Here is a 21,150-nt window from a genome sequence, read left to right on the forward strand (position 1 = left end):
TTAACCCCGCAATGGTTGAAAGCTCTCCGGACATTACTTGGCTTCGCGTTCCGGATTTCTTTTTTCACCGGGAGGCGGCGGCATATCGCTTGGCCGGCAAGCGAGCGGCGCTTTAGCCTGGGCGGAGGCGCCCTGCGCTCCGCTGTGTGATGGAGGCGGCGGAGGTAGTGTCTCGCACGTCCCGGAAAGCGTCTTGCCATCGGGCATCGTCACCGAACACCCCTCCGCGGCAGTTTTCCCAACGCAAGCCTCGATCGCCCCCGGCGGCGGCCCAGGAGGCCGTCCTTCCATCGGTCGACCTTCGGGTGGGCAGCCGGGTTCGTTGCCGTGCGCTTGGGCGCCAAAGCCGCAGAACGCCCCGCCAGTTATCAGCAGCAATGCCGACACGATGGATTTGAGATTGCTTTCCACACCGCTTTCCTCGATATGACTATGGAAGCGGCATTTTCCTGCGAACCGGTTTTATCGTGGGTTAAGCAGCGTCAAACCGAGTAAGGTTTGTAAAAAGGTACGAGACGGCCGGTAAAACGACCACTTTTTGATGGAGATCGCAGAGCGCATCAATTGTCCTCGCGCTCTTGCCTGGGATCCCGTCAGGGATCAGCGACCGAGCCGTCCAGCGGAAAGCGGCGCGGGTCGTCCGAGGAGAAAACCTTGGACATTGTTCACTTTCAGTTCGCGCAAAGCGTCCAGTTCTTCGGCCGTTTCGACGCCCTCGGCAACGACCTTGCTTCCGGTCTCTTCGGCAAAGCGAACGATTGCCGCCGCCAACGCTCGGCATCCGGAATTGGAATCGATTTGACGGATAAGGCTGCTGTCGAGTTTGATCATGTCGGGCTTCAGTTTCAGGATATGCCGAAAGCTCGCGAACCCTGCTCCCGCATCGTCCACCGCGAGGCGCAGCCCCTCCTGGCGCATCGATTGGAGCGCTACCGCGATCAACGAGTAATCCTTGACCGAAACATGCTCAGTGACTTCCAGCACCAAACGTTCTTTCGGATACCCATCAAGTACCGATGTGAGTGTGCCTCTGAGGATGGTTTCCGGAGAAACGTTCAGCGACAGGTAAGTGTCGCTAGGAAAATGCTCTAGCGCGGGCAATGCCTTACGGATGGCTGCAAGCTCAAGCGCTTCCTGGAGTCCGACAATGGCTGCCTCGTTGAACCAGACATCCGGCGTACGAATAGGCTCGGCCGAAAACCGGGCCAGCGCCTCGTGGCCTACGATGCGCTGCTCGACGACGTTGAAAATCGACTGGTACACCATCGCGAAAAGATCGTTGTCCAGCGTGGCGCGGATGCGCGCCGCCGCTTCGTCGCGAGCACGTTCCTCTTCGAGCAGCTTTTCCAGCAACTTACCGGTGATGTCCGCAAAAAGGCGCATGGCGCGAATGTCCCGCTCGTTCAGCGTTTCGTCCGCCTGGCGGCTGAAGCAGCAGTACGTGCCGTAAACGTGACCATCACTGAGCGTGATGGGCACGCTCAGGTGGGCACCAACGGGTACGGCGAGCGTCGCGGGCAGCTTGAGCGCTTCCGGGATTTTCGTTGCATCGCGTATCAGTTCGGGGAGGCGGCCGTCCAGCACGCGTTGGCAATAGCTGTCTTCGACGGGGTCGGAGCCGCCGACAGTGATCGGAATGCCCTCCCAATCGGAATCGATGTAACGGAATATGCGGCGACCGTCCCGAATCTCGGCGACGAATGCGACTTCCATCCCAAGTAGCGTACGCACCGAACGTAGCGTCTCGACGACGATTTGGTTGGGTGATGACTTAGCCGTTGTCATCTTTTTCCACCGAAGAAAGAACCGTTGGAACCCTCGGCGGGTTTTTTGTTCAGCTTGAAGGCACGGCGAAATCGGTGCCCGGCGCAACGACGTTTTGTTACTGCCTCCTCACTTTGGGCAATTCGGCTCACCTTCTCCGCCGTTCCATTCGCGAAGAAACTGCGCGACGAAGCCCTCCATATAACGGTGGCGTGCTTCCGCGATGGCGCGGCCAGTGGGGGTGTTCATCCGTTCGCGCAGCAGGAAGAGCTTTTCGTAAAAATGATTGAGGCTCGTCCCCCTGGCCGACTTGTAAGCTTCCGCCGTCGCATGCAGCACGGGTGGAATATCGGGGTCATAGATTTGCCGTCCGGCGTGGCCGCCGTAGGCGAAGCATCGCGCGATGCCGATGGCACCGAGGGCGTCGAGGCGGTCGGCGTCTTGCACGCATTGGCCTTCAAGCGTGCGCATGTGCGTCGTCACGCCCGCGCCCTTGAATGAAATCGTTGCCACGATTTCAACGACGTGCTCGACAGTGCTGTCCGACGCGCCTTCCTGCCTCAGCAAGCGTTCTGCTTCGCGCGGCCCGACTGTCTCGTCGCCGCCGTGGAACTTCCAGTCGGCAATGTCATGAACGAGCGCCCCAAGTTCCGCGACTTCGAGATCGGCGCCCTCCTGCTCGGCAATCTTGCGTGCTTGCCGCCACACCCGTTGGATGTGGTGCCAATCGTGGCCGGAACTCTCGCTTGCAAAACGCTCCTTGATGCTTTCGGCCACTCTACCGATCAGATTCGTTTCCTTTTCCATGCCCGGCATCCTCCACCCATTCCTCGATCAAGAGCCGCGCTTCTCGAAATACGGCAGCAACGCCTTGGCGGCTTCGACGCGCAGAATTGGATCCGCAGCCGGATCATTCATTACCGCCAACAAGAAACTCTTGGGGTCGTCGAAGGACGCAGCAACGCTCAACGCAACGCAATTCTCCGCTTCGGTTTTGTTGAATTGGGACAGATTTGCTGATGAGGGCGAGTTTTCAGTCTCTGCATTTCCCATCCCAAGTGGATAAACGCCGAGCATCTTGATCGCACGACGAAAGTCCTCGGTACGGATGCTCTCCAACCCACTCAGCAGGTCGGCTTGTTTGTCCGGGTCGGGGGCCATCCCTAACCCCGGCTCGTCGACGAAGAGGCTGCCGAGAGAGGAATCGATAAAAGCGGACCACCGGGCTGTGGCGGAATGGAATGCCGGTACCAAGGGCACCGAATCAAGCTCCGGCAATCCGGTGCTGTTGGAGTGCGGATCGCGAAGAGCTTTTCCGGGCGTCCCACCCGGTTCGAGGCTGCGCAGCAATGCGTGCGCAAAACGCGATATGTCCTCTGCGGGCAAGGGTTCGAAAAACGACAACCAGACAAGAAAACCGCCTTCACCCGATACAGAGACGGCCGGCTCAGGCAAATGAAGATCGTTACGGATCTTTTCGCAAAGCTCGGCCGCCGGCTTCCAACCGCATTGTGTGTTGAAGCGGATGGCAAGCATCCTCGCCAGACCGTTAGCGGCCGTGGGAACAACAGCGATTTCCACGTTACCAGCCAAGCCTCTTTCGAAAATCTCGGCGGTCAGGATATCGGACGCCGCAATCTCATGGTTTTCTCTGTTTCGCGTCGTCCCCCGTTCTCGGTACCTCGGTTCGCCGAGGAAATACAATCTTTGCAGCTCGGAATAAAGTCTGTTCATGTCTTACCTATTCATTTTGCCGGAGTTCGGAGGATGCTTCGCACCCCTAGGCGAACCAAGTAAAATATTTTAATTCAATGTATTGAGTGTCAGTATTAAAGTTAGTTCAAGGTTTTGTAAGTTGCATAAGAGGGGCATTACATCCCATTCTCCGATGGACATCCAGTGGGCCTCGGCAGTAAAGGTGCCTTTGACTGCACGCACTTCACGACCTCTCACCCGAAATACGCGTTGATGGAAGCACGCCCCGAGCTTGAAACATAAGACCGAAACGCAGGTCGGAGGTTACGGTTTTTGTTTCCTCCGCCCCCTCGCTATCGATCCTTGAGAACAGCAATCTGTTAGGCGGAGAGTGGGAGCCCGTGTCAGTTGCTGCAGAAATCGCAGAGTGGCGCCTTCCTTGCTAAAACTGCATTTGCATTGATGGCGCAATTGTCGCCATCGTTGGGCAGGAAGGTTGTTGCTCCCCGGAAACAGCCCCACTCAATTCCTGTCGGCCGACGGCTTATCGCACGTTGCCTACATGTGATAGCCCTAGAGCCGCACGAGACCGAACACCTTTTCATCTATTCATGTGAAACGGACGAACACAGATGCCGCGAATGTTCTATTTCATTACTCATCCGAATGTTGTCGTCAGCCGCGACGTGCCGGTACCGCGCTGGCCTTTGTCGGAAACGGGGCGTAGGCGCATGACGGCCGGCCTGAGGCAACCATGGATAAGCGAACTGTCCGCGATTTACTCCAGTACCGAGCAGAAGGCTATTGATGGCGCTGAGATTCTCGCCGCACACACGGGGCTGCACTTCTCGCAAGTTCATGACTTGGGAGAAAACGACCGCTCCGCGACGGGTTTTCTCCCGCCTGACGAGTTCGAAGCGGTCGCCGACCAATTTTTTGCTCAGTCAGAAGATTCGGTGCGCGGCTGGGAAACGGCACGCAACGCGCAACGGCGTATTATCGACGCCGCTCGCGGCATTGCGACCGAGGATCACACGCAAGGCGCAATTGCCATCGTTTCGCATGGTGCCGTGGGTACGCTTCTCTACTGCCATCTCGCCGGCGAACCGATTTCCCGGCGTTGGGACCAGCCCCCGAATGGCGGCGGCAACTACTATGCATTCCAACTTGAACCACCGCGGGCTTTTTGTTGGTGGAAACCTTTTGATGAACTTTAAGTTAAGTTCTAAACATATTGATTTTTTTGCATTTAACGTGGGGCGACATACAGCGATCTAGGTTCTCGCACAGACTCCTTCATGGGAGTTTGGGTTCGCCTCGTGCTACCTCGTGGAATACCATACGTTCGCCATGTCGGATGCCAACGCCTTGAACAAGCCCCCAATGCTGTACATTTTTTCCGGCCTTCCGGGAACGGGAAAAACGACTCTGGCTCGCGCCCTGTCACAACGCCTCGGCGCCTTTTACCTACGCATCGACACCATCGAGCAGGCGCTACGGGATCTTTGCGCTGTAAACGTTCAAGGCGAAGGCTACCGCCTCGCGTATCGCCTAGCGGCGGACAACTTGAACCTTGGATTTAGTGTCGTGGCCGACTCGTGCAACCCGGTCGATCTCACGCGCCGTGAATGGCAAAACGTCGCACGCGCCGCCGACGCCGAGTTCCTGGACATCGAAGTCGTTTGTAACGACACGCAGGAGCACAGACGCCGCGTCGAGTGCCGAACAAGCGACATCGAGGGTTTGGCCTTGCCAACGTGGGATGCCGTTGCATCGCGCGAATGTCATCCGTGGTCCTCCCCTCGTCTCGTTGTTGATACGGAGGGGTGCTCGATTGACGACGCGTTGACGAGATTGCTGGAGCGCATTGCCGAAGCTTGATTCTGTTTCTGACTCGGCTGGCATAGTGCGCAACGCTGCTTTAGCCGGCCGTTTTGCGGCCTCGTTAGAACGTCCGGAGCACAGCATGAAAGCGCCGACGGGCGCACAGCTATGCGGCGTGTCGCCATTCACCATTCCGTTCGCAAGCCTTTGAGGCCTATACTCCCAAGATTCTGAAAGGAGATGTCGTGCAGGAAGCGAAGGCGCGGGCGCAAGCCATCGTTTGTCTGGTACTTGCGATGGCGATCTGGGGAAGTTCGTTCGTCGCCCTCAAGATCGCGTTCGCCGAGGTCAGCCCGATGTGGGTCATCTTCGGCCGAATGGCGCTCGGAAGCCTTGTTTTCATAGCGGCCTGGCGCTGGCGCGGTCGGATTGACTACCGTACAGGCGATTGGAAATATCTGCTCGGGCTCGCTGTCAGCGAACCTTGCCTTTACTTCGTTTTTGAAGCCCTTGCCTTGCAGAATACGAGCGCCGCGCAAGCCGGGATGGTAACGGCCCTGCTGCCTCTGCTGGTGGCCGTCGCCGCGTATGGACTGCTCGGCGAACGCATCAGCCGCGCGAGCCTGATCGGTTTTCTGACCGCGGTGGGCGGTGTTGTGTGGCTCAGCCTGTCGGGCTCCGCGGATGAACATGCACCGGCACCGATCCTCGGCAACTTCTTCGAGTTCTTCGCAATGGTGTGCGCGACCGGCTACGTGCTCTCCGTGAAATACCTTTCGACCCGCTATTCGGCTTTCGTCCTTACCGCCATGCAAGCCTTCGTCGGTGTCCCGTTTTTCCTGGCGCTGGCGCTTCTGAGCGAGCCCGTGCCCTTGGCGGTCAGTCGCACGGGGATCGTCGCCGTGGTCTACCTTGGGGTCATCGTCACCGTCGGCGCCTACGGCTTGTATAACTTCGGCGTGAGTCGGCTGCCGGCGAGCCAAGCATCCGCATTCGTCAATTTGATTCCACTTTTCTCGCTGCTGATCGCCGTACTGTTGCTCGACGAAACGCTCAATACGCGACAGATGCTGGCTGCGATGCTGGTTTTCGTTGGCGTCGGACTCAGCCAGTACCGTCCCAAAGCCTCCCCCGCCTTGGCCCAACCGGCCGACTGACGCTCTTCGGCCGCCCTCCAAGCCCCTCTCGAGCAGGAATTCACCCCTCTGTCGTAGCCAGATCCGAATTTGATCGGTTGACTTAATCAATCGATCAATTAATATTCTGGGCATGAACGACACTACGAAACCCATCGACCGCGGCGATACGACGCGGCGACAACTCCTTGAGGCGGCTATCGCCGAGTTCGCTCGCGACGGCTTCCATGCGGCGAGCAACCGCGCGATTGCGCAGCGCGCACAGGTCAACCAGGCGCTCATCGGCTACCACTTCGGTGGCAAGGAGGGCCTGTATCTCGCGGTCTTCCAGTTCCTTTGCGAGGAGATTCGCGGCCGGGTCGGCCCGGTTGTCGGTCTGATCGAAGCGCATCTTTCGCAGCCAGTTCCGAATGGAGGGCCGACAGCGGAGGACCGCGAACAAGCCATCGCCCTCGTCGAGCGGTTGGTCGAGGGCATGATCCGGCTGTTCGCCGATCCACAAGCCAAGTCCTGGGCGCAGCTCATCCTGCGCGAGCAGCAAGAGCCGACGAAAGCCTTCGATATTCTCTACGAGGGCTTCATGTGCCGTGCGCTACGCGTGGTCACCGGGACGGTGCGACGTATCCGCCCGCAGGATTCTCAGGAACAGGCGTCGATCGTCGTGGCGTCGATCCTCGGCCAGATTCTCGTCTTTCGCGCCGCGCGCACAGCCCTACTCCGCCATCTTGGATGGGACGACATCGGGCCGGCCCAGATCGACGCGATCCTCAGGCAAGTGAAGGCCAATGCCAACGCAATTCTCCGTTCCAAGGACTGACAAATGAACAAGAAGCTGGTGGCACGCATCGCGGTCGGTGTCCTGGTCGTCGCTTCGGCCACGTATTTCCTTTGGGAAAGGGGTAACGACGGCCCCAAAGCGCTGGTGCTGCACGGAAACGTCGATATCCGTGAAGTCGAACTCGCTTTCCGGCAACCCGGCCGAATCGTCAAGCTCGCCTTCGACGAAGGGGCCACCGTGCGGCAAGGCCAGTTGCTCGCCGAGCTCGACGCGCAACCGTACGAAGACGCACTGGCCGTGGCCAAGGCCAACCGCGCTCAAGCCCTGGCGGATCTTGAGAAAATCCGCCGCGGCTCGCGCGTGCAGGAGATCGCCCAGGCCGACGCCGCAGTGCGGCAGGCGGGCGCGGCCCTCGCCGAGGCCGAACGCAACTTCGCGCGGCAGACCGCGCTTGCAGAGACCGGAGCGGCCAGCGAGCGGACATTGGAAGCCGCGCGCAGCGCACGCGACCAAGCCCGTGCTGCCTTGGCGTCCGCCGAACAGGGGCTGCTGCTGCGCAAGGAAGGTTCGCGCAAGGAAGACATCGCTGCCGCCGAAGCGCGCTTTGCCGCTGCCGACGCTCAATTGGCTCAGGCGCAGACTGCACTTGCCGATACCCGCCTCGTTGCTCCCTCGGATGGGCTCATTTCGGCTCGCGTGCGCGAGGTGGGGAGCATGGTGACAAGCAACTCGTCCGTCTTTACGCTCTCACTACAGGATCCAGTGTACGTCCGCGCCTACGTCAGCCAGCCGCAGCTCACCCATGTGCGGCCGGGAAGCCCGGTAACGGTGACCGCCGACGGCACCAACGAATTATTCAAGGGCACCATCGGCTTCATCTCACCGAAGGCGGAATTTACGCCCAAATCGGTAGAAACCACTGAACTGCGCACAGACTTGGTGTACCGAGTGCGGATCGTTCTGCCGGGCGCGGCGAACGCTCTGCGCCAAGGAATGCCGGTCACGGTCACCGTCGACGAACACCGCCGGTCCTCGTGACCTGAAGCGATGCAAGGCTCCCCTGAACAATCGTCGGCGATGGATAGCGCAACCTCTCCGAGCATTCGCATCGACGGCGTAGTCAAGCGCTTCCCAGGCGTCGTGGCGTTGGCTGGAATCAGCGCGGAAATTCTCCCTGGCCGCTTGACGGGTCTCGTCGGACCAGACGGCGCCGGCAAGACGACTTTGATGCGCCTGATGACCGGTCTCCTCCGCCCCGACGAAGGATCGATCGACGTGCTCGGCCGCAATACCGTGCGCAACCAGGGAGAAATCGCGCATCTTGCCGGTTATATGCCGCAGCGCTTCGGCCTCTACGAAGATCTGTCGGTGATGGAGAACCTCCAGCTTTACGCCGACTTGCGCGCCCTGCCGCCGGCACAACGCAGGGCGACGTTCGGTCGTCTGCTCGAATTCACCAAGCTCGGGCCCTTTACCGCTCGCCTGGCGGGAAAGCTCTCGGGCGGCATGAAACAGAAACTGGGCCTCGCCTGCGCCCTGATGGCGCGCCCCGACGTCCTGCTGCTAGACGAACCCGGTGTCGGCGTCGACCCGGTCAGTCGGCAGGATTTATGGCGCATGGTGAGCGAACTGACCGGTGAAGGCATGGCCGTCGTCTGGTCGACCGCCTACCTCGACGAAGCCGAACAATGCGCTTCCGTACTCCTGCTCAATGAGGGGAAGCTCGAATTCTCCGGAAAGCCGGCCGAGCTCACGCACCGGCTGCAAGGACGGAGTTTTCGCGTCGTCGAACCGGAAGGCGACCGACGCCGGCTGCTCGCGCAAGCCCTGGATTTGCCGTCGATCAGCGATGGCGTCATCCAGGGCCGCTCCGTACGGCTTGTCGCACGCGCCGGTGAGCCGATCGACGCGGCACGGCCGTTGGCCGAAGCGGTGAATGCGCGCATCGAACCTGTCGCCCCGCGCTTCGAGGATGCCTTTGTCGACCTGCTCGGTGGAGGGCCGGGAGGTTCTTCGGTGATCGCCGACTTGATGGAGCCGGTGGACCTCGCCAGCGATACTGCGGTGTCGTGTTCGAACCTCACGCGCCGTTTCGGCGATTTCACGGCCACGGACCGCGTGACATTTGACGTCCGGCAAGGTGAGATTTTCGGTCTGTTGGGACCGAATGGCGCCGGCAAGTCGACGACGTTCAAGATGCTTTGCGGCCTGCTCAAGCCGAGTGAAGGATCGGCGCACGTCGTCGGCCTGGATCTCGCCAGGGCCGCCAGCGCAGCCAAGAACCAACTGGGTTACATGGCCCAGAAATTTTCGCTTTACGGCCTTCTGTCGGTGCGCCAGAACCTCGAATTCTCGGCCGGCGTATACGGCCTGGCCGGCGCGGAGAAGAAAGGGCGCATCGATGAGATGATCGACGCGTTCGAACTGGGCCGGTTCCTCGACGCGGCGCCAAACGATCTCTCGCTTGGCTACAAGCAACGCCTCGCGCTCGCCTGTTCCCTGATGCATCGGCCGCCGGTGCTGTTTCTCGACGAGCCGACCTCCGGCGTCGATCCCATTACGCGCCGCGAGTTCTGGACCCATATCAACGGCCTCGTGCGCAAGGGCGTGACGGTGATGGTCACCACGCACTTCATGGATGAGGCCGAGTATTGCGACCGGGTAGCGCTCATGTATCGCGCCAAACTGATTGCGCTCGACACGCCGGATGCCTTGAAGCGCCAGGTCGCGCGTCACGACGACCACGAGCCGACGATGGAAGACGCGTTCATCGGTCTCATCGAACGCATCGACGCCGAGGAGGCGGTTCGGTGAACCGGCCCTCGATACCCGACATCAGCCTTCTCAGGCTCATCGCGATCGCCCGCAAGGAGACCTACCAGATCTTCCGCGATCCCTCGACTCTGCTTGTCGCCTTCGTTTTGCCGGTGGTCATGCTGTTCCTCTTCGCCTATGCGGTGTCGCTCGATACGCGCAACGTACGCATCGGGGTCGTTCTGGAATCGGATGGCGAGGCGGCGCAATCGCTGGCGGCCGCATTTTCCGGCAGTCGTTACTTTTCCGTCACGCCTGCCCGCGACCGGCGCGAAATCGAGCCCGCCATAGTTGCCGGCAAGCTGCGCGGCTATGTGGTGATCCCGCAGGACTTCACGAATCGCCTGCAACGCGGGCGCACCGATGCGCTCGTGCAAATCGTTACCGACGGCACGCAGCCGAACACCGCCACGTTCGTTGCCAACTATGCCAACGGCGTCATCGGGAACTGGATAGCTACGCGAAACCTAGCGGCAACTCCGGCCGCTATCGCGGTGCAGCCGCGCTTCTGGTTCAACCCGGAAATGGAAAGCCGCCGCGCATTGATTCCGGGTGCCTTGTCGATCGTCATGACGATCATCGGTACGCTACTTACCGCGCTCGTCGTAGCGCGCGAGTGGGAGCGCGGCACGATGGAAGGCATATTCTCCACGCCGGCTACCGTGCTGGAAATCCTGCTCGGCAAGCTTCTGCCCTACTTCTGTCTCGGCCTGATCGCGACCGGCGTCGGCGCCATGCTCGCAGTATGGGTGTTCGGCGTACCGTTGCGCGGGTCGGTCTTCACCCTGCTGCTCCTCGCCTCGATCTTTCTGATTCCTGCCCTCGGGCAAGGACTGTTGATCTCGACACTCGCCCGCAACCAGTTCGTTGCCGCGCAGCTCGCGCTGCTTTCGGGCTTCCTACCCGCTTTCATGCTCTCGGGCTTTTTGTTCGAGATCAGCTCGATGCCGAAGGTCATTCAATTCATCACGATCATTGTTCCGGCACGCTACTTCAACGCCGGATTGCAAACGGTCTTCCTCGCCGGCGACGTGTGGTCGCTGCTCCTGCCTTCACTGGGCGCCCTGCTGCTGATCGGCCTGGTATTTTTTGTCGTCGTTTTACGCAAGATGCGCAAAACGCTGGAGGTTTAACGTGTCCGCTCGCTGGATCCGTCTGCGTGCCCAGATCATCAAGGAGCTCTTGTGTCTCCTGCGTGACCCGAGAAGCCGCATCGTCCTGATCGGTCCGCCGATCATCCAATTGTTCGTCTTTTCCTTCGCCATCACGTTGGAGGTCAAGAATATCGACGTCGCGTTGCTTAACCATGACGTCGGTGGCGCTTCCGTCGAACTCGTACAGCAGATCGAGTCCTCCGATCTCGTGCGCCGCATTCGGGTCGCAGGCAGCGAACGCGAATTGGCCGAATTGATCGATGCGCAACACGTTCTGGCGGGTATTGTGATCCCTGAAACGTTCTCACGCGACGTCGCGCAGGGGCGAAACGCCACGGCACAGATTATCATCGACGGTCGCAAGGCCAATGCCGGGCAGATCGCCCTTGGCTATCTACAAACGATCGTCGGCCATGTCGGCGCAACGCTGCGTCCGACCACCATGAGTGGTGGCGGCGGTGATGCGGCTGCCGTGCGCCACTGGTTCAATCCGAACTTGACCTATCGCTGGTACGTTGTACCCAGCCTCGCGGGTATTCTCGTCACGTTGGTCGCGCTCATGGTCACGGCCCTGTCGATCGCCCGTGAGCGCGAGCTGGGCACCTTCGATCAGTTGCTTGTTTCCCCCTGTACACCAACTGAGATCATCGTGGCCAAAGGGATTCCCGCCTTCCTCGTCGGTATCGTCCTCGCTTCGGTGATGATAGGCGCCGCCGTGTTCCTCTTCGGCATCCCGTTCACCGGCTCGCTCGGACTGCTGTTCGTCTGTCTGATGCTGTTCATCCTGTCGCTCGTCGGCATCGGTCTGATGATCTCGTCGATCTGCTCGACGCAGCAGCAGGCGATCCTTGGCACCTTCGCCGTCGTCGTCCCGGCCGTGATCATGTCCGGCTTTGCGACGCCGGTCGAAAACATGCCTCTCGCCCTGCAATGGATTGCCGAATGCATCCCCCTCAAGCACTTCCTGATCATTCTGCAAGGCAGTTTCCTCAAAGCGCTGCCGCCCGCCGACGTCTTCGCCAACGCGTGGCCGATGGCCGTCATCGCCGTTGTGACGTTGACGCTGGCCACTCTGTTCGTACGCAGCAAGCTCCAGTGAGGTTTTCCATGACATCGAGCGCCAGCCTATTCCGCACAGTCCGCTTTCTTCCGCCACGCCCGGCGGCGGTTGCACTCATCTCTCTCTTCGCGCTTCTCTCCGGATGCACCGCGGTGGGTCCGGAGCATCGCGTTCCCGACGTCCCGACTGGTCAGGGCTGGTTGTCGCAACCAGTCGGAGATGTCGACCTGGCGGCCCTTGCTGCCTGGTGGCGCACGCTTGGCGATCCGGACCTGGAGAAGGTCGTTGACCTCGCGCTGGAGCGCAATCTCGATCTTCGCCAGGCCGATCTCAACATCGAGGCGGCCCGAGCGCTGCTGGTCCGCGCCGAGGCGCTGTCGGTACCCGTCGTTGCCGCAAATGCGAACGCACAACGGCGCCGGCTGAGCGTCAACAGCCCCGAGTACAACCCGCAACGCTCGCCGAACCAAACCGTCTCTGATGCCGGACTCGATGCAAGTTGGGAGATCGACCTGTTCGGATCGCTGCGCAGACAACGTGAATCTGCGCAGGCGTCACTGCAGATGAGCGAAGCCGACGCCGCCGGCCTGCGTATCAGCATCGCGGCCGAAACGGCGCGTACGTATTTCACGCTGCGTGGCGCGCAACGCGAACTCGCCGCTCGTAAGGCGTCGGTCGACGCGCTGCAGCGCATCCACGGGCTGGTTCGCGACCGGCAACGCGCCGGCGACCTGCCGGTCTCGGAAGTCGAGCGCGCGCAATCGCGCCTCGATCAAGCCCGCGCCGCTCTCCCCGCCATCGAGGCGCGCCGCCAGGCCGCCGCGATTGCGCTCGGGCTCCTTACCGGCGGCCTTCCCGAATCGCTTGTTTCGCTGACCACGTCCTCGGGGGCCGAACTGGTTCTCAATCCCTTGCCTGTAGGCGAACGCGCCGACATCCTGCGCCGACGTCCCGATGTCTTGTCCGCCGAACGCAAGCTGGCGGCGGCCACGGCTGATACCGGGGTTGCAACCGCCGAGTTGTTTCCAAAGCTCACGTTGTCTGCGAGCGCGGGATTCCGCGCGCTTGGCGGTAGCGCCCTCTTCGATTCCGATAGCCGGCGCGGTGCGCTCGGACCGCTGATCACTTGGCGCGTTTTTGACGGTGGCCGCGTGCGAGCCGAAATCCGTGCGGCCGAGGCTCGTCAGGAAGCCGCCGCCGTGGGCTATGAAAAGGCCGTGCTCACCGCACTCTCCGATGCGGAAAGAGCGCTCAATCAATATGATCGCTCCCTGCAATCGATTACGGCCCAGGAGACAGCGGTTGCCAGCACGCGCCGCGCGGCTGAAACCACGCGTCGGCGCTACGAACTCGGCGACACGACGCTCACGGACACGCTCGATGCCCAACGCGAACTGACGGATCAGCAGGCCTTGCTCGTCCAGTTCAAAACGAACGCCGCGTCCGATGCAGTGGCGCTGTTCAAGGCGCTTGGCGGCGGCTGGACACCGTCCGAGAAACCGGGCCTTTCTGCGAGCAGATACTGAGGCGATCCAAAGAAGCCGACCACTCGAAGCGGCATGCCGCCGGTGCCGGAGGCAGGGGTAGGTTCATCCAGAAAGCACAAGATTTCGGCTCGCGCCCGCCGAGGAACTACGCCTTTGCCTCATAACCTCTCGCAAGAATACATCGGCACGGCACGACCATTGCCCATTGCGAGAATGGTATCGAAGAAGGCGCTTCATGGCACGGCATTGACACTCACAGCGCTCGGCTTGGCCCCGGGCGCTGCGCACGTGATGGAACTGCCGGTCAAACTTGGCTACCCCCCGGAGATGTATGCCCAGGTCACGAGCACGCTTTACATGTGGTACGGCATCGCCGGGGGGAGCGTACAGGTAGCTGCTCTGTTCACGGTTGTCTTTCTAGCTTATCGAACCCGACATTTACCGGCCGGGCGCCTCGCCGCTGTCGCGGCGGCCTCTCTCCTGGCATCGCTGCTCGTCTGGGGGTTCGTCGTTTCCCCGGTTAACTCGGCATGGGCAGAAGTGGCGGGCTCAAGCTCTTCCGAGTTCGTTTCCGCCTATAGCCGCCTTCGGTCGCGCTGGGAGTTTGGCCATGTCGCTGCCTTTATCGGGTGGTTAACCGGCTGGTTTGGGCTCGTTGCGGCTGTCCGCAACACGCCCTGAGCGATCGTCTTGCTGATCTGTGGCGCGAACAAACCGTCACCGGTTCAAAACCTCCTGTAGAAGTTCAGCCGTACCAAACAAAAAGCCCTCAATAAATCGAGGGCTTCTGGCTATACAGGGTATCGCTACGCAGCGTTCTTCCTACGCCTGAACGCCCCGATAGCCGCCACACCAAGGCCAAGGAGTGCCAAGGACGAAGGCTCTGGAACACCATCGGGAGGCGGTGCCGGCTGGTCGATATAGAACTCATCCATCCCAAAGCAATCGACCGCGCTGGTGATGAAGAATCGAACCAGGTCAACGTTATCGAAGGCGCTTCCCAGGAAGATCTTGGTAGCCGGAAAGCCCCAGTCTTCAACCGGTAGCAGTTGCGCGATGCCAGTCGAAATGCCGCCCGAGAATCCTTCGATGTACGTTTCCTCGTTGCCGCTCGCTGCACCGCCCCCGTTATCCGTATTGGACGTGAGGATGAAGTAATTGAGATCGAAGGTACCGCCGCCCACTTTGGTGATTTCGATTCCCGTCACCGTCCCGTAGTCCCCTAGGGACCAGTGAGCGTGGATGACGTCGTTCGCCCCGCCATAGTACGGACCGACGTATCCGGTACCTCCGACAAAACCGAGCTTGAATCCATTTTCGACGTAGTAATCGCCGTAGCCGCCCATGACCGTGTTGGTCGTAAATAGCGGCGAACCGCCACCGTAGAGCGTGCCTCCCGTGAAATCGATCACCGCGGCGCTAGCCGGAGCCGCGAGAGCCAGAGCGAACGATGCAGCCGAAAGTACTTTCGCGAGCTTCGTTGTCATTGTTTTCTCCCGTTATTCTAGGTATGCGCGCGGACGCATATCTCATGCCGAGGGCATTGAAAAACCATAACAATTTGTTTTTACGCAGATTTTTCCAAAACTAAGATGGCGCGATGAGGAGCTGCGTAAAAAACCACGACATACTTGTGGCTTTATTCCTTTGAAACCGCGGAGATAAACAAAGCGGTTTGCGCGGCCGCAATACCCGGCAAAGGGTAGTGCGGCCGAAGCCACTTCACCACGAGGCGCCTTTTGTCTTTGCATCGTGCATCGAAGCCTCCGCTCGGCAACAGCGGGCACACTTTTCGCACAGTTCCACCCCGTCGCATTCTTTTCCCAAGAACCTCATGAACGCTCCGGGACTCTCGGCCGCCTCCCTCAAATCGAGCGTCGAGCCATCGGCCGAGCCTCCGCAGCGGGTGATCAAGATCCGACGCGACTACAACACCTGGGTCGCCAACGAAACGCTGGAGGATTACGCTCTGCGTTTCACGCCACATAGTTTTCGCAAGTGGTCGGAGATGCGCGTGGCGAATACGGCGTTTGGCGCTTCCTCGTTTCTGGTGCTGGAAGCGGTCGGCGCGACGATGCTCGTGGGCAACGGTTTCGTGAATGCCTTCTGGGCGATTCTCGCGACGGGGCTGATCATCTTCCTGATCGGGCTGCCGATCAGCCACGCCGCCGCCAAGCACGGCCTCGATATGGATTTGCTCACCCGCGGGGCGGGCTTCGGCTACATCGGCTCGACGATTACCTCGCTGATCTACGCCTCCTTCACCTTCATCTTCTTCGCGCTCGAAGCGGCGATCATGGCGTACGCCTTGGAACTCGCATTCCACATCCCGCCCACCTGGGGCTACCTCGTCTGCGCACTCGCGATCATCCCGCTCGTTACTCACGGGGTAACCGCCATCAGCCGATTACAGGCATGGACGCAGCCGATCTGGGTGGCACTGCTCGTCCTGCCCTTCTTGTTCGTGCTCACCGAAGAACCGGAAGTGCTCGGCGAACTCGTGCGCTATTCCGGTGCAAAGGGCGACAGCGGCGCATTCTCCATGCCCCTCTTCGGTGCGGCGCTCACCGTCGGCATCGCGCTGGTTACCCAAATGGGGGAACAGGCCGATTACTTGCGCTTCATGCCGGAGTGCACATCGCGCAACAAGAAGACATGGTGGGCAGCGATGATGCTCGGCGGCCCCGGTTGGATCGTGCCGGGCGTTGCCAAGATGCTCGGCGGCGCCCTTCTCGCCTATCTCGCGCTGCGCAATGCCGTGCCGGTCGACAAAGCGGTCGATCCGAACCAGATGTACCTGATCGGCTTTTCGCACGTTTTCCCGAATTCGGCGTTGGCGATCGGCGCCACGGTGTTGTTCGTCGTCATCTCGCAGATCAAGATCAACGTCACCAACGCCTACGCCGGGTCACTCGCCTGGTCCAACTTTTTCGCGCGGCTTACGCATAGCCACCCCGGGCGCGTGGTATGGGTCGTCTTCAACACGTTGATCGCCCTGCTACTGATGGAGCTCGATGTCTTCCAGGCCCTCGGCCAGGTACTCGGGCTCTACTCGAACATTGCCATTTCGTGGATGGCCGCCGTGGTCGCCGACCTTGTCATCAACAAGCCCCTTGGCCTGTCGCCGAAAGGCATCGAGTTCAAGCGCAGCCATCTCTACGACATCAACCCGGTCGGCGTCGGCGCCATGGGTATCGCCTCCCTACTCTCCGTCGCCGCCTTTACGGGGGCGTTCGGACCGGACGTGCAGCCCTACGCAAGTTTCATCGCCATCCTCGCCGCCTTCGTCGCCGCGCCGCTGCTCGCTTGGTGGACGGGTGGCCGATACTACCTGGTGCGCCACGACACCCCCGGTGTCCGGGGCCGGCATCGCTGCTGCATTTGCGAGCGCGAATACGAAGCCGAGGACACGGCGCACTGCCCGGCCTACAACGGCACGATCTGCTCGCTATGCTGCTCGCTCGACGCGCGCTGCGACGACCTTTGCAAGCCGGGCTCGAACCTCGCAGGACAATGGCGCAGCCTGCTCGAACGCCTGTTGCCGGCCTCGGTGATCCCCTACCTCGACGCCGGCCTTGTGAACTACCTGATGCTGATGGCCGGCATCGTACCGGTGCTCGCCGGACTGCTCGGCCTGCTCTATACACACGAGGTATTTGCGCTTGGCGCGTCGCAGGCGCAGCTCGTCCCGCATCTACAGCAGGTGTTCGTCAAGACGTTCTCCGCGCTTTTGCTGTTCACCGGCATCGGCGCGTGGTGGATGGTGCTGGCGCACAAGAGCCGGCAGGTGGCGCAGGAGGAATCGAACCGGCAGACGCGCCTCTTGATGCAGGAAATCGATTCGCACCAGCGCACCGACGAGCAGCTTCAGAAGGCCAAGCTCGCCGCCGACCAGGCCAATCTCGCGAAAAGCCGTTACATCTCGGCAATCAGCCACGAGCTGCGCACGCCGCTCAACAGCATTCTCGGCTACGCGCAGATCCTCGGCGACGACGAGGCGATTCCGCCTAATCGCCGCCAAGCCGTCGACGTGATCCGCAAGAGCGGCGACCACCTGCTGTCGGTCATTGAGGGTACGCTGGATATCGCACGGATCGAAAGCGGCAAGATGACGTTGGAAGCGAAGCCCTTCGACTTTCCCGACTTCCTGCAGCAGATCGTCGGCATGTTCGAACTGCAGGCGCGCAACAAGGGCTTGGCGTTCCACTACGAACCGGCCGGCGAGATCCCGGCCGTCGTCCGAGCCGATCCGCGCCGCTTGCGCCAGATCCTGATCAACGTGCTCGGCAACGCTGTGAAGTTTACGGCGACCGGGCAGATCGGTTTCCGCATCGAGTATCGCCACGACCTCGCCGTGTTCGAGATCCGCGATACCGGACCAGGCATTCCGGAGGACGAGATCGAGCGTATCTTCGAACCTTTCGTTCGCGGCCGGAGTGCGCATGCCGGCGGCAGCGGCGTCGGCCTCACGATCGCGCGCATGCTTACGACCCTGATGGGCGGCGAGATGACGTTGACCAGTGTTCCTGGGCAAGGCAGCACGTTCCGCGTGCGGCTGTTCCTGCCGCGCGTCCATGCCGTGCAAGCCGCGCGTGAGCTCCCCCGCTCCAACCGCATCGGTTACGTCGGCATCCGGCGCCGCATCCTCGTTGTCGATAATGAAAAAGTCGATCGCGAGATGTTGCAGAACGTCCTTGATCCGCTGGGCTTTCAGGTCGAGCAAGCGGGCGGCGGCGAGGAATGTCTACAGGCGATCCCGGCCTTCGCCCCGCATCTGATTTTCATGGACCTCGCGATGCCCGGCATGGATGGCTGGGAGACGATCCGCCGCATCCGGACCGCGGGGCTCACCGGCGCCCATATCGCCATCCTCTCCGCGAACGCCTTCGAGAAAGGCCAAGAGAACGACGTCGGGATCGCCGCCGAGGATTTCATCGTCAAGCCGTTGCGTGTCGACGAACTTCTCGACTGGATCGGGCGCAAGCTCGGGCTGCAGTGGGTCTATGCCGATTCTTCCGAGGTCACGCCGCCCGACCGCCCCGCGGAGCAGCCGCACCACACCGCGGCCACGGCCATTCCGCCGAGCCGCCACTACTTGGCGGCGCTCGATGAACTCGTCGATCTCGGCTACGTGCGCGGCATCCTCAACAAGCTCGGCGAAGTCGAACGGACTGAGCCGGCAAGCGGAGAATTCGTAACCATCCTGCGCGGGCTCGCCCGCCAGTTCCAGTTCGACGCCATGAAAGAAATCCTAAGAAAGGCGCGCGATGCCTGATCTGCCCGAACGCGACATTTCCGACATCGTTCTGATCGTCGACGACATTCCCGAGAACCTATCGCTGCTGCACGATGCACTGGACGAGTCCGGGTACACCGTCCTCGTGGCCACCAACGGCGAATCCGCTTTGCAACGTGCGCGGCAGAGCCTGCCCGACGTGATCCTGCTCGACGCCGTGATGCCGGGCATGGACGGCTTCGAGGTCGCGCGGCGCCTGAAGGCCGATTTCGCCACTCACCACATCCCCATCGTGTTCATGACGGGGCTGACCGAGACCGAGCACGTGGTCGCCGCCTTCGCCGCTGGCGGTGCGGATTACGTGACCAAGCCCATCCGCCCGGCCGAAGTGCTGGCACGGATTTCCGCACACGTGCAAAACGCCCGCCAGATGCGCCAGGCGCGTACGGCGCTCGATGCTTTCGGCCAAGCCACAATCGCGGTACGCGCCGCCGATGGCAAACTGGTGTGGCAGACGGCGCTCGCACGCAAGCTGCTGCACGACTACTTTGGAACGGGCGAGAAAGAGACACCGCCGCGCCTGCTCGAATGGATTGCGCAAGCCATCGCCTGCCGAAGGGAAAACCGTGAGCCGAATGCGCTGCTCGTTGCCGAGGGCAGCCGCCGCCTGCTCGCGACCTTCCACGATCAAACGGGCGACGAAGAATGGCTCGTCGTCCTGCGCGAGGAAAACGACGCCTCGGCGATCGAATCGCTGATCGCCGCCTTCCGCCTCACGCAGCGCGAAGCGGAAGTCCTCTACTGGGTATCGCTCGGCAAGACGAACAAGGACATCGGCGACATCCTCGGCAGCAGCCCGCGCACCGTGAACAAGCACCTCGAACACGTTTTCGAGAAGTTGGGCGTCGAAACGCGCACAGCGGCCGCCAACCTCGCCATGAGCAAGATGCGGGGAGCGTGAGGCCGCAGGCGGTTTTTCGCCCACGGACTCAACGCTTTCGCAGGCCGGAAGCGGCCCTCTTCTTGGCGGGTCTTTTCATAGAGAGTCCTTATTATTCAAAATAATAAGAAATTAAATTAATGTTCTGTGTCAATATCATCTAGCCGCCAAACCCCCGGGTTGAGTGCCTGTGCGGGTTCCCACTTTCCTCCCCGTGGGGCATCGAAAGAATGCCGGGGCGGTCGAGTTCGCAACACTCCTCCCCTGACAAGGTGAGGCCGGGCGGGATTTGCATCGCTTGATTCGACTCTATGGCTTCTTAATCCCCTGGCCGATGACGGAGCGGAGAATCGCCTGGCTATTTGACGAAATCGCCCTATCAATGCGTGTCCGACGCCACGCTGATCCGTACGCCTTCGTCCTGAAAACCGGGTTGGCATACAATCCGAAGGTTCTGGTCGGATAACACGAAAGGAAAAAGCAATGATCGTTCTCATCACCGGCGCAAGTTCAGGATTCGGCGAAGAAATGGCCCGCCGATTCGTTCGCCAAGGCCACAAGGTGATCGCCACCGCGCGCCGCGCCGAGCGGCTCGCCGAACTGCAGCGCGAGCTTGGCGACGCCCTGCTCCCCGTCGCCATCGATGTCACCGACGCTGCGTCCATCGATCGCGGCCTCGCGCAACTGACCGACACGTGGAAGCCGATCGACGTGCTCATCAACAACGCCGGCCTCGCGCTCGGTACCGAGCCTGCCTACCAGTGTTCGCTCGACGAGTGGACGACGATGATCGATACCAACGTCAAGGGGCTGGTGACGATCACGCACAAGTTGCTGCCGGCGATGATTGAGCGCAATACAGGCTTGATCATCAACATCGGCTCGATCGCAGGTAATACGGCCTACCCCGGCGGCAATGTCTACGGATCGACCAAAGCCTTCGTCGAACAATTCACGCGCAACCTGCGCGCCGACCTCGCAGGAACAGGCGTCCGCGCCACCAACATCGCACCGGGTCTGTGCGGTGGCACCGAGTTCTCCAACGTACGCTACCGCGGCAATGACGCGGCGGCAGCGAAGGTCTACGAAGGCACCATGCCGCTGACCGCAAGCGATATCGCCGACGCCGCCTACTGGATCGCCACGCTACCGGCGCACGTCAACATCACGCACATTGAAATGATGCCGACCTGTCAGGGTTACGGCGGATTCACGATCAAGCGGTCGTAGGCGGCGCAAAGCCCGGAGCGGCCCGCAGCGGC

The 21,150-nt window shown here is 61.1% G+C and carries 18 protein-coding genes; 13 read left to right on the forward strand and 5 right to left on the reverse strand.

What is annotated here, in order from left to right; all coding sequences use genetic code 11:
* Positions 1–33: 33 nt before the first annotated feature.
* From NZ453_RS05260 to NZ453_RS05275, 4 genes are all read right to left on the reverse strand, one after another.
* Entirely contained in the window at positions 34–411 is a 378-nt protein-coding gene (locus tag NZ453_RS05260; protein ID WP_263769368.1) for a hypothetical protein, read from the reverse strand.
* 189 nt (positions 412–600) lie between these two features.
* Positions 601–1,785 (reverse strand): sensor domain-containing phosphodiesterase, encoded by a 1,185-nt coding sequence (locus NZ453_RS05265; RefSeq protein ID WP_263769369.1) that lies wholly within the window; start codon positions 1,783–1,785, stop codon positions 601–603.
* 108 nt (positions 1,786–1,893) lie between these two features.
* Positions 1,894–2,571, reverse strand: coding sequence for an HD domain-containing protein (locus tag NZ453_RS05270; protein ID WP_263769371.1), 678 nt, complete (start codon positions 2,569–2,571; stop codon positions 1,894–1,896).
* A gap of 27 nt (positions 2,572–2,598) precedes the next feature.
* Entirely contained in the window at positions 2,599–3,114 is a 516-nt protein-coding gene (locus NZ453_RS05275) for a hypothetical protein (protein WP_263769372.1), read from the reverse strand.
* A 977-nt stretch (positions 3,115–4,091) separates the two neighbouring features.
* On the opposite strand from NZ453_RS05275, the gene NZ453_RS05280 reads away from it, so the two are divergent.
* The 10 genes from NZ453_RS05280 (at position 4,092) to NZ453_RS05325 (ending at position 14,393) form a co-directional block, all read left to right on the forward strand.
* Positions 4,092–4,676: a histidine phosphatase family protein gene (locus NZ453_RS05280; RefSeq protein ID WP_263769373.1), complete on the forward strand. Its 585-nt coding sequence runs from the start codon at positions 4,092–4,094 to the stop codon at positions 4,674–4,676.
* Positions 4,677–4,788: 112 nt separating this feature from the next.
* Positions 4,789–5,340: a P-loop nucleotide/nucleoside kinase family protein gene (locus NZ453_RS05285; protein WP_263769374.1), complete on the forward strand. Its 552-nt coding sequence runs from the start codon at positions 4,789–4,791 to the stop codon at positions 5,338–5,340.
* 188 nt (positions 5,341–5,528) lie between these two features.
* Complete coding sequence (locus NZ453_RS05290) at positions 5,529–6,440, forward strand: DMT family transporter (protein WP_263769376.1); 912 nt, start codon at positions 5,529–5,531, stop codon at positions 6,438–6,440.
* 112 nt (positions 6,441–6,552) lie between these two features.
* Positions 6,553–7,236 carry a CerR family C-terminal domain-containing protein gene (locus tag NZ453_RS05295; protein WP_263769377.1) on the forward strand — a complete coding sequence of 228 codons (684 nt, stop codon included), beginning with the start codon at positions 6,553–6,555 and terminating at the stop codon, positions 7,234–7,236.
* Positions 7,237–7,239: 3 nt separating this feature from the next.
* Positions 7,240–8,235, forward strand: a complete 996-nt coding sequence (gene hlyD / locus NZ453_RS05300; RefSeq protein ID WP_263769379.1) for a secretion protein HlyD — start codon at positions 7,240–7,242, stop codon at positions 8,233–8,235.
* Positions 8,236–8,274: 39 nt separating this feature from the next.
* A complete protein-coding gene (locus tag NZ453_RS05305; protein ID WP_263769380.1) occupies positions 8,275–10,011 on the forward strand; it encodes an ATP-binding cassette domain-containing protein in 1,737 nt (578 codons plus the stop codon).
* Complete coding sequence (locus tag NZ453_RS05310) at positions 10,008–11,144, forward strand: ABC transporter permease (RefSeq protein ID WP_263769382.1); 1,137 nt, start codon at positions 10,008–10,010, stop codon at positions 11,142–11,144. Before NZ453_RS05305 ends, NZ453_RS05310 begins: the two co-directional genes overlap by 4 nt.
* A 1-nt stretch (position 11,145) precedes the next feature.
* Positions 11,146–12,264: an ABC transporter permease gene (locus NZ453_RS05315; RefSeq protein ID WP_263769383.1), complete on the forward strand. Its 1,119-nt coding sequence runs from the start codon at positions 11,146–11,148 to the stop codon at positions 12,262–12,264.
* Positions 12,265–12,272: 8 nt separating this feature from the next.
* Entirely contained in the window at positions 12,273–13,751 is a 1,479-nt protein-coding gene (locus tag NZ453_RS05320; RefSeq protein ID WP_263769384.1) for an efflux transporter outer membrane subunit, read from the forward strand.
* A 174-nt stretch (positions 13,752–13,925) separates the two neighbouring features.
* Positions 13,926–14,393: a hypothetical protein gene (locus NZ453_RS05325; protein WP_263769386.1), complete on the forward strand. Its 468-nt coding sequence runs from the start codon at positions 13,926–13,928 to the stop codon at positions 14,391–14,393.
* A gap of 125 nt (positions 14,394–14,518) precedes the next feature.
* Here the strand turns inward: NZ453_RS05325 and NZ453_RS05330 are convergent, their stop codons facing one another.
* Entirely contained in the window at positions 14,519–15,199 is a 681-nt protein-coding gene (locus tag NZ453_RS05330; protein WP_263769387.1) for a PEP-CTERM sorting domain-containing protein, read from the reverse strand.
* A 347-nt stretch (positions 15,200–15,546) separates the two neighbouring features.
* Between NZ453_RS05330 and NZ453_RS05335 the strand changes: the two genes are divergently transcribed.
* The 3 genes from NZ453_RS05335 to NZ453_RS05345 all read left to right on the forward strand — a co-directional run bounded on the left by NZ453_RS05335 (position 15,547) and on the right by NZ453_RS05345 (position 21,118).
* On the forward strand, positions 15,547–18,987 hold the full coding sequence (locus NZ453_RS05335; protein ID WP_263769388.1) for a hybrid sensor histidine kinase/response regulator: 3,441 nt from the start codon (positions 15,547–15,549) through the stop codon (positions 18,985–18,987).
* On the forward strand, positions 18,980–19,909 hold the full coding sequence (locus NZ453_RS05340) for a response regulator transcription factor (RefSeq protein ID WP_263769389.1): 930 nt from the start codon (positions 18,980–18,982) through the stop codon (positions 19,907–19,909). Before NZ453_RS05335 ends, NZ453_RS05340 begins: the two co-directional genes overlap by 8 nt.
* 462 nt (positions 19,910–20,371) lie before the next feature.
* Entirely contained in the window at positions 20,372–21,118 is a 747-nt protein-coding gene (locus NZ453_RS05345; RefSeq protein WP_263769390.1) for an SDR family NAD(P)-dependent oxidoreductase, read from the forward strand.
* Positions 21,119–21,150: the final 32 nt, after the last annotated feature.

It is taken from the genome of Propionivibrio soli (assembly GCF_025770765.1).
Lineage (GTDB): Bacteria > Pseudomonadota > Gammaproteobacteria > Burkholderiales > Rhodocyclaceae > Propionivibrio > Propionivibrio soli.

Bases quoted from the DNA above. Each gene is read 5' to 3' on its own strand.
- NZ453_RS05265 (WP_263769369.1), bottom strand. From the start codon at position 1,785: ATGACAACGGCTAAGTCATCACCCAACCAAATCGTCGTCGAGACGCTA.
- NZ453_RS05270 (WP_263769371.1), bottom strand. From the start codon at position 2,571: ATGGAAAAGGAAACGAATCTGATCGGTAGAGTGGCCGAAAGCATCAAG.
- NZ453_RS05280 (WP_263769373.1), top strand. From the start codon at position 4,092: ATGCCGCGAATGTTCTATTTCATTACTCATCCGAATGTTGTCGTCAGC.
- NZ453_RS05295 (WP_263769377.1), top strand. From the start codon at position 6,553: ATGAACGACACTACGAAACCCATCGACCGCGGCGATACGACGCGGCGA.
- hlyD (WP_263769379.1), top strand. From the start codon at position 7,240: ATGAACAAGAAGCTGGTGGCACGCATCGCGGTCGGTGTCCTGGTCGTC.
- NZ453_RS05305 (WP_263769380.1), top strand. From the start codon at position 8,275: ATGGATAGCGCAACCTCTCCGAGCATTCGCATCGACGGCGTAGTCAAG.
- NZ453_RS05320 (WP_263769384.1), top strand. From the start codon at position 12,273: ATGACATCGAGCGCCAGCCTATTCCGCACAGTCCGCTTTCTTCCGCCA.
- NZ453_RS05325 (WP_263769386.1), top strand. From the start codon at position 13,926: ATGGTATCGAAGAAGGCGCTTCATGGCACGGCATTGACACTCACAGCG.
- NZ453_RS05330 (WP_263769387.1), bottom strand. From the start codon at position 15,199: ATGACAACGAAGCTCGCGAAAGTACTTTCGGCTGCATCGTTCGCTCTG.
- NZ453_RS05335 (WP_263769388.1), top strand. From the start codon at position 15,547: ATGAACGCTCCGGGACTCTCGGCCGCCTCCCTCAAATCGAGCGTCGAG.
- NZ453_RS05340 (WP_263769389.1), top strand. From the start codon at position 18,980: ATGCCTGATCTGCCCGAACGCGACATTTCCGACATCGTTCTGATCGTC.
- NZ453_RS05345 (WP_263769390.1), top strand. From the start codon at position 20,372: ATGATCGTTCTCATCACCGGCGCAAGTTCAGGATTCGGCGAAGAAATG.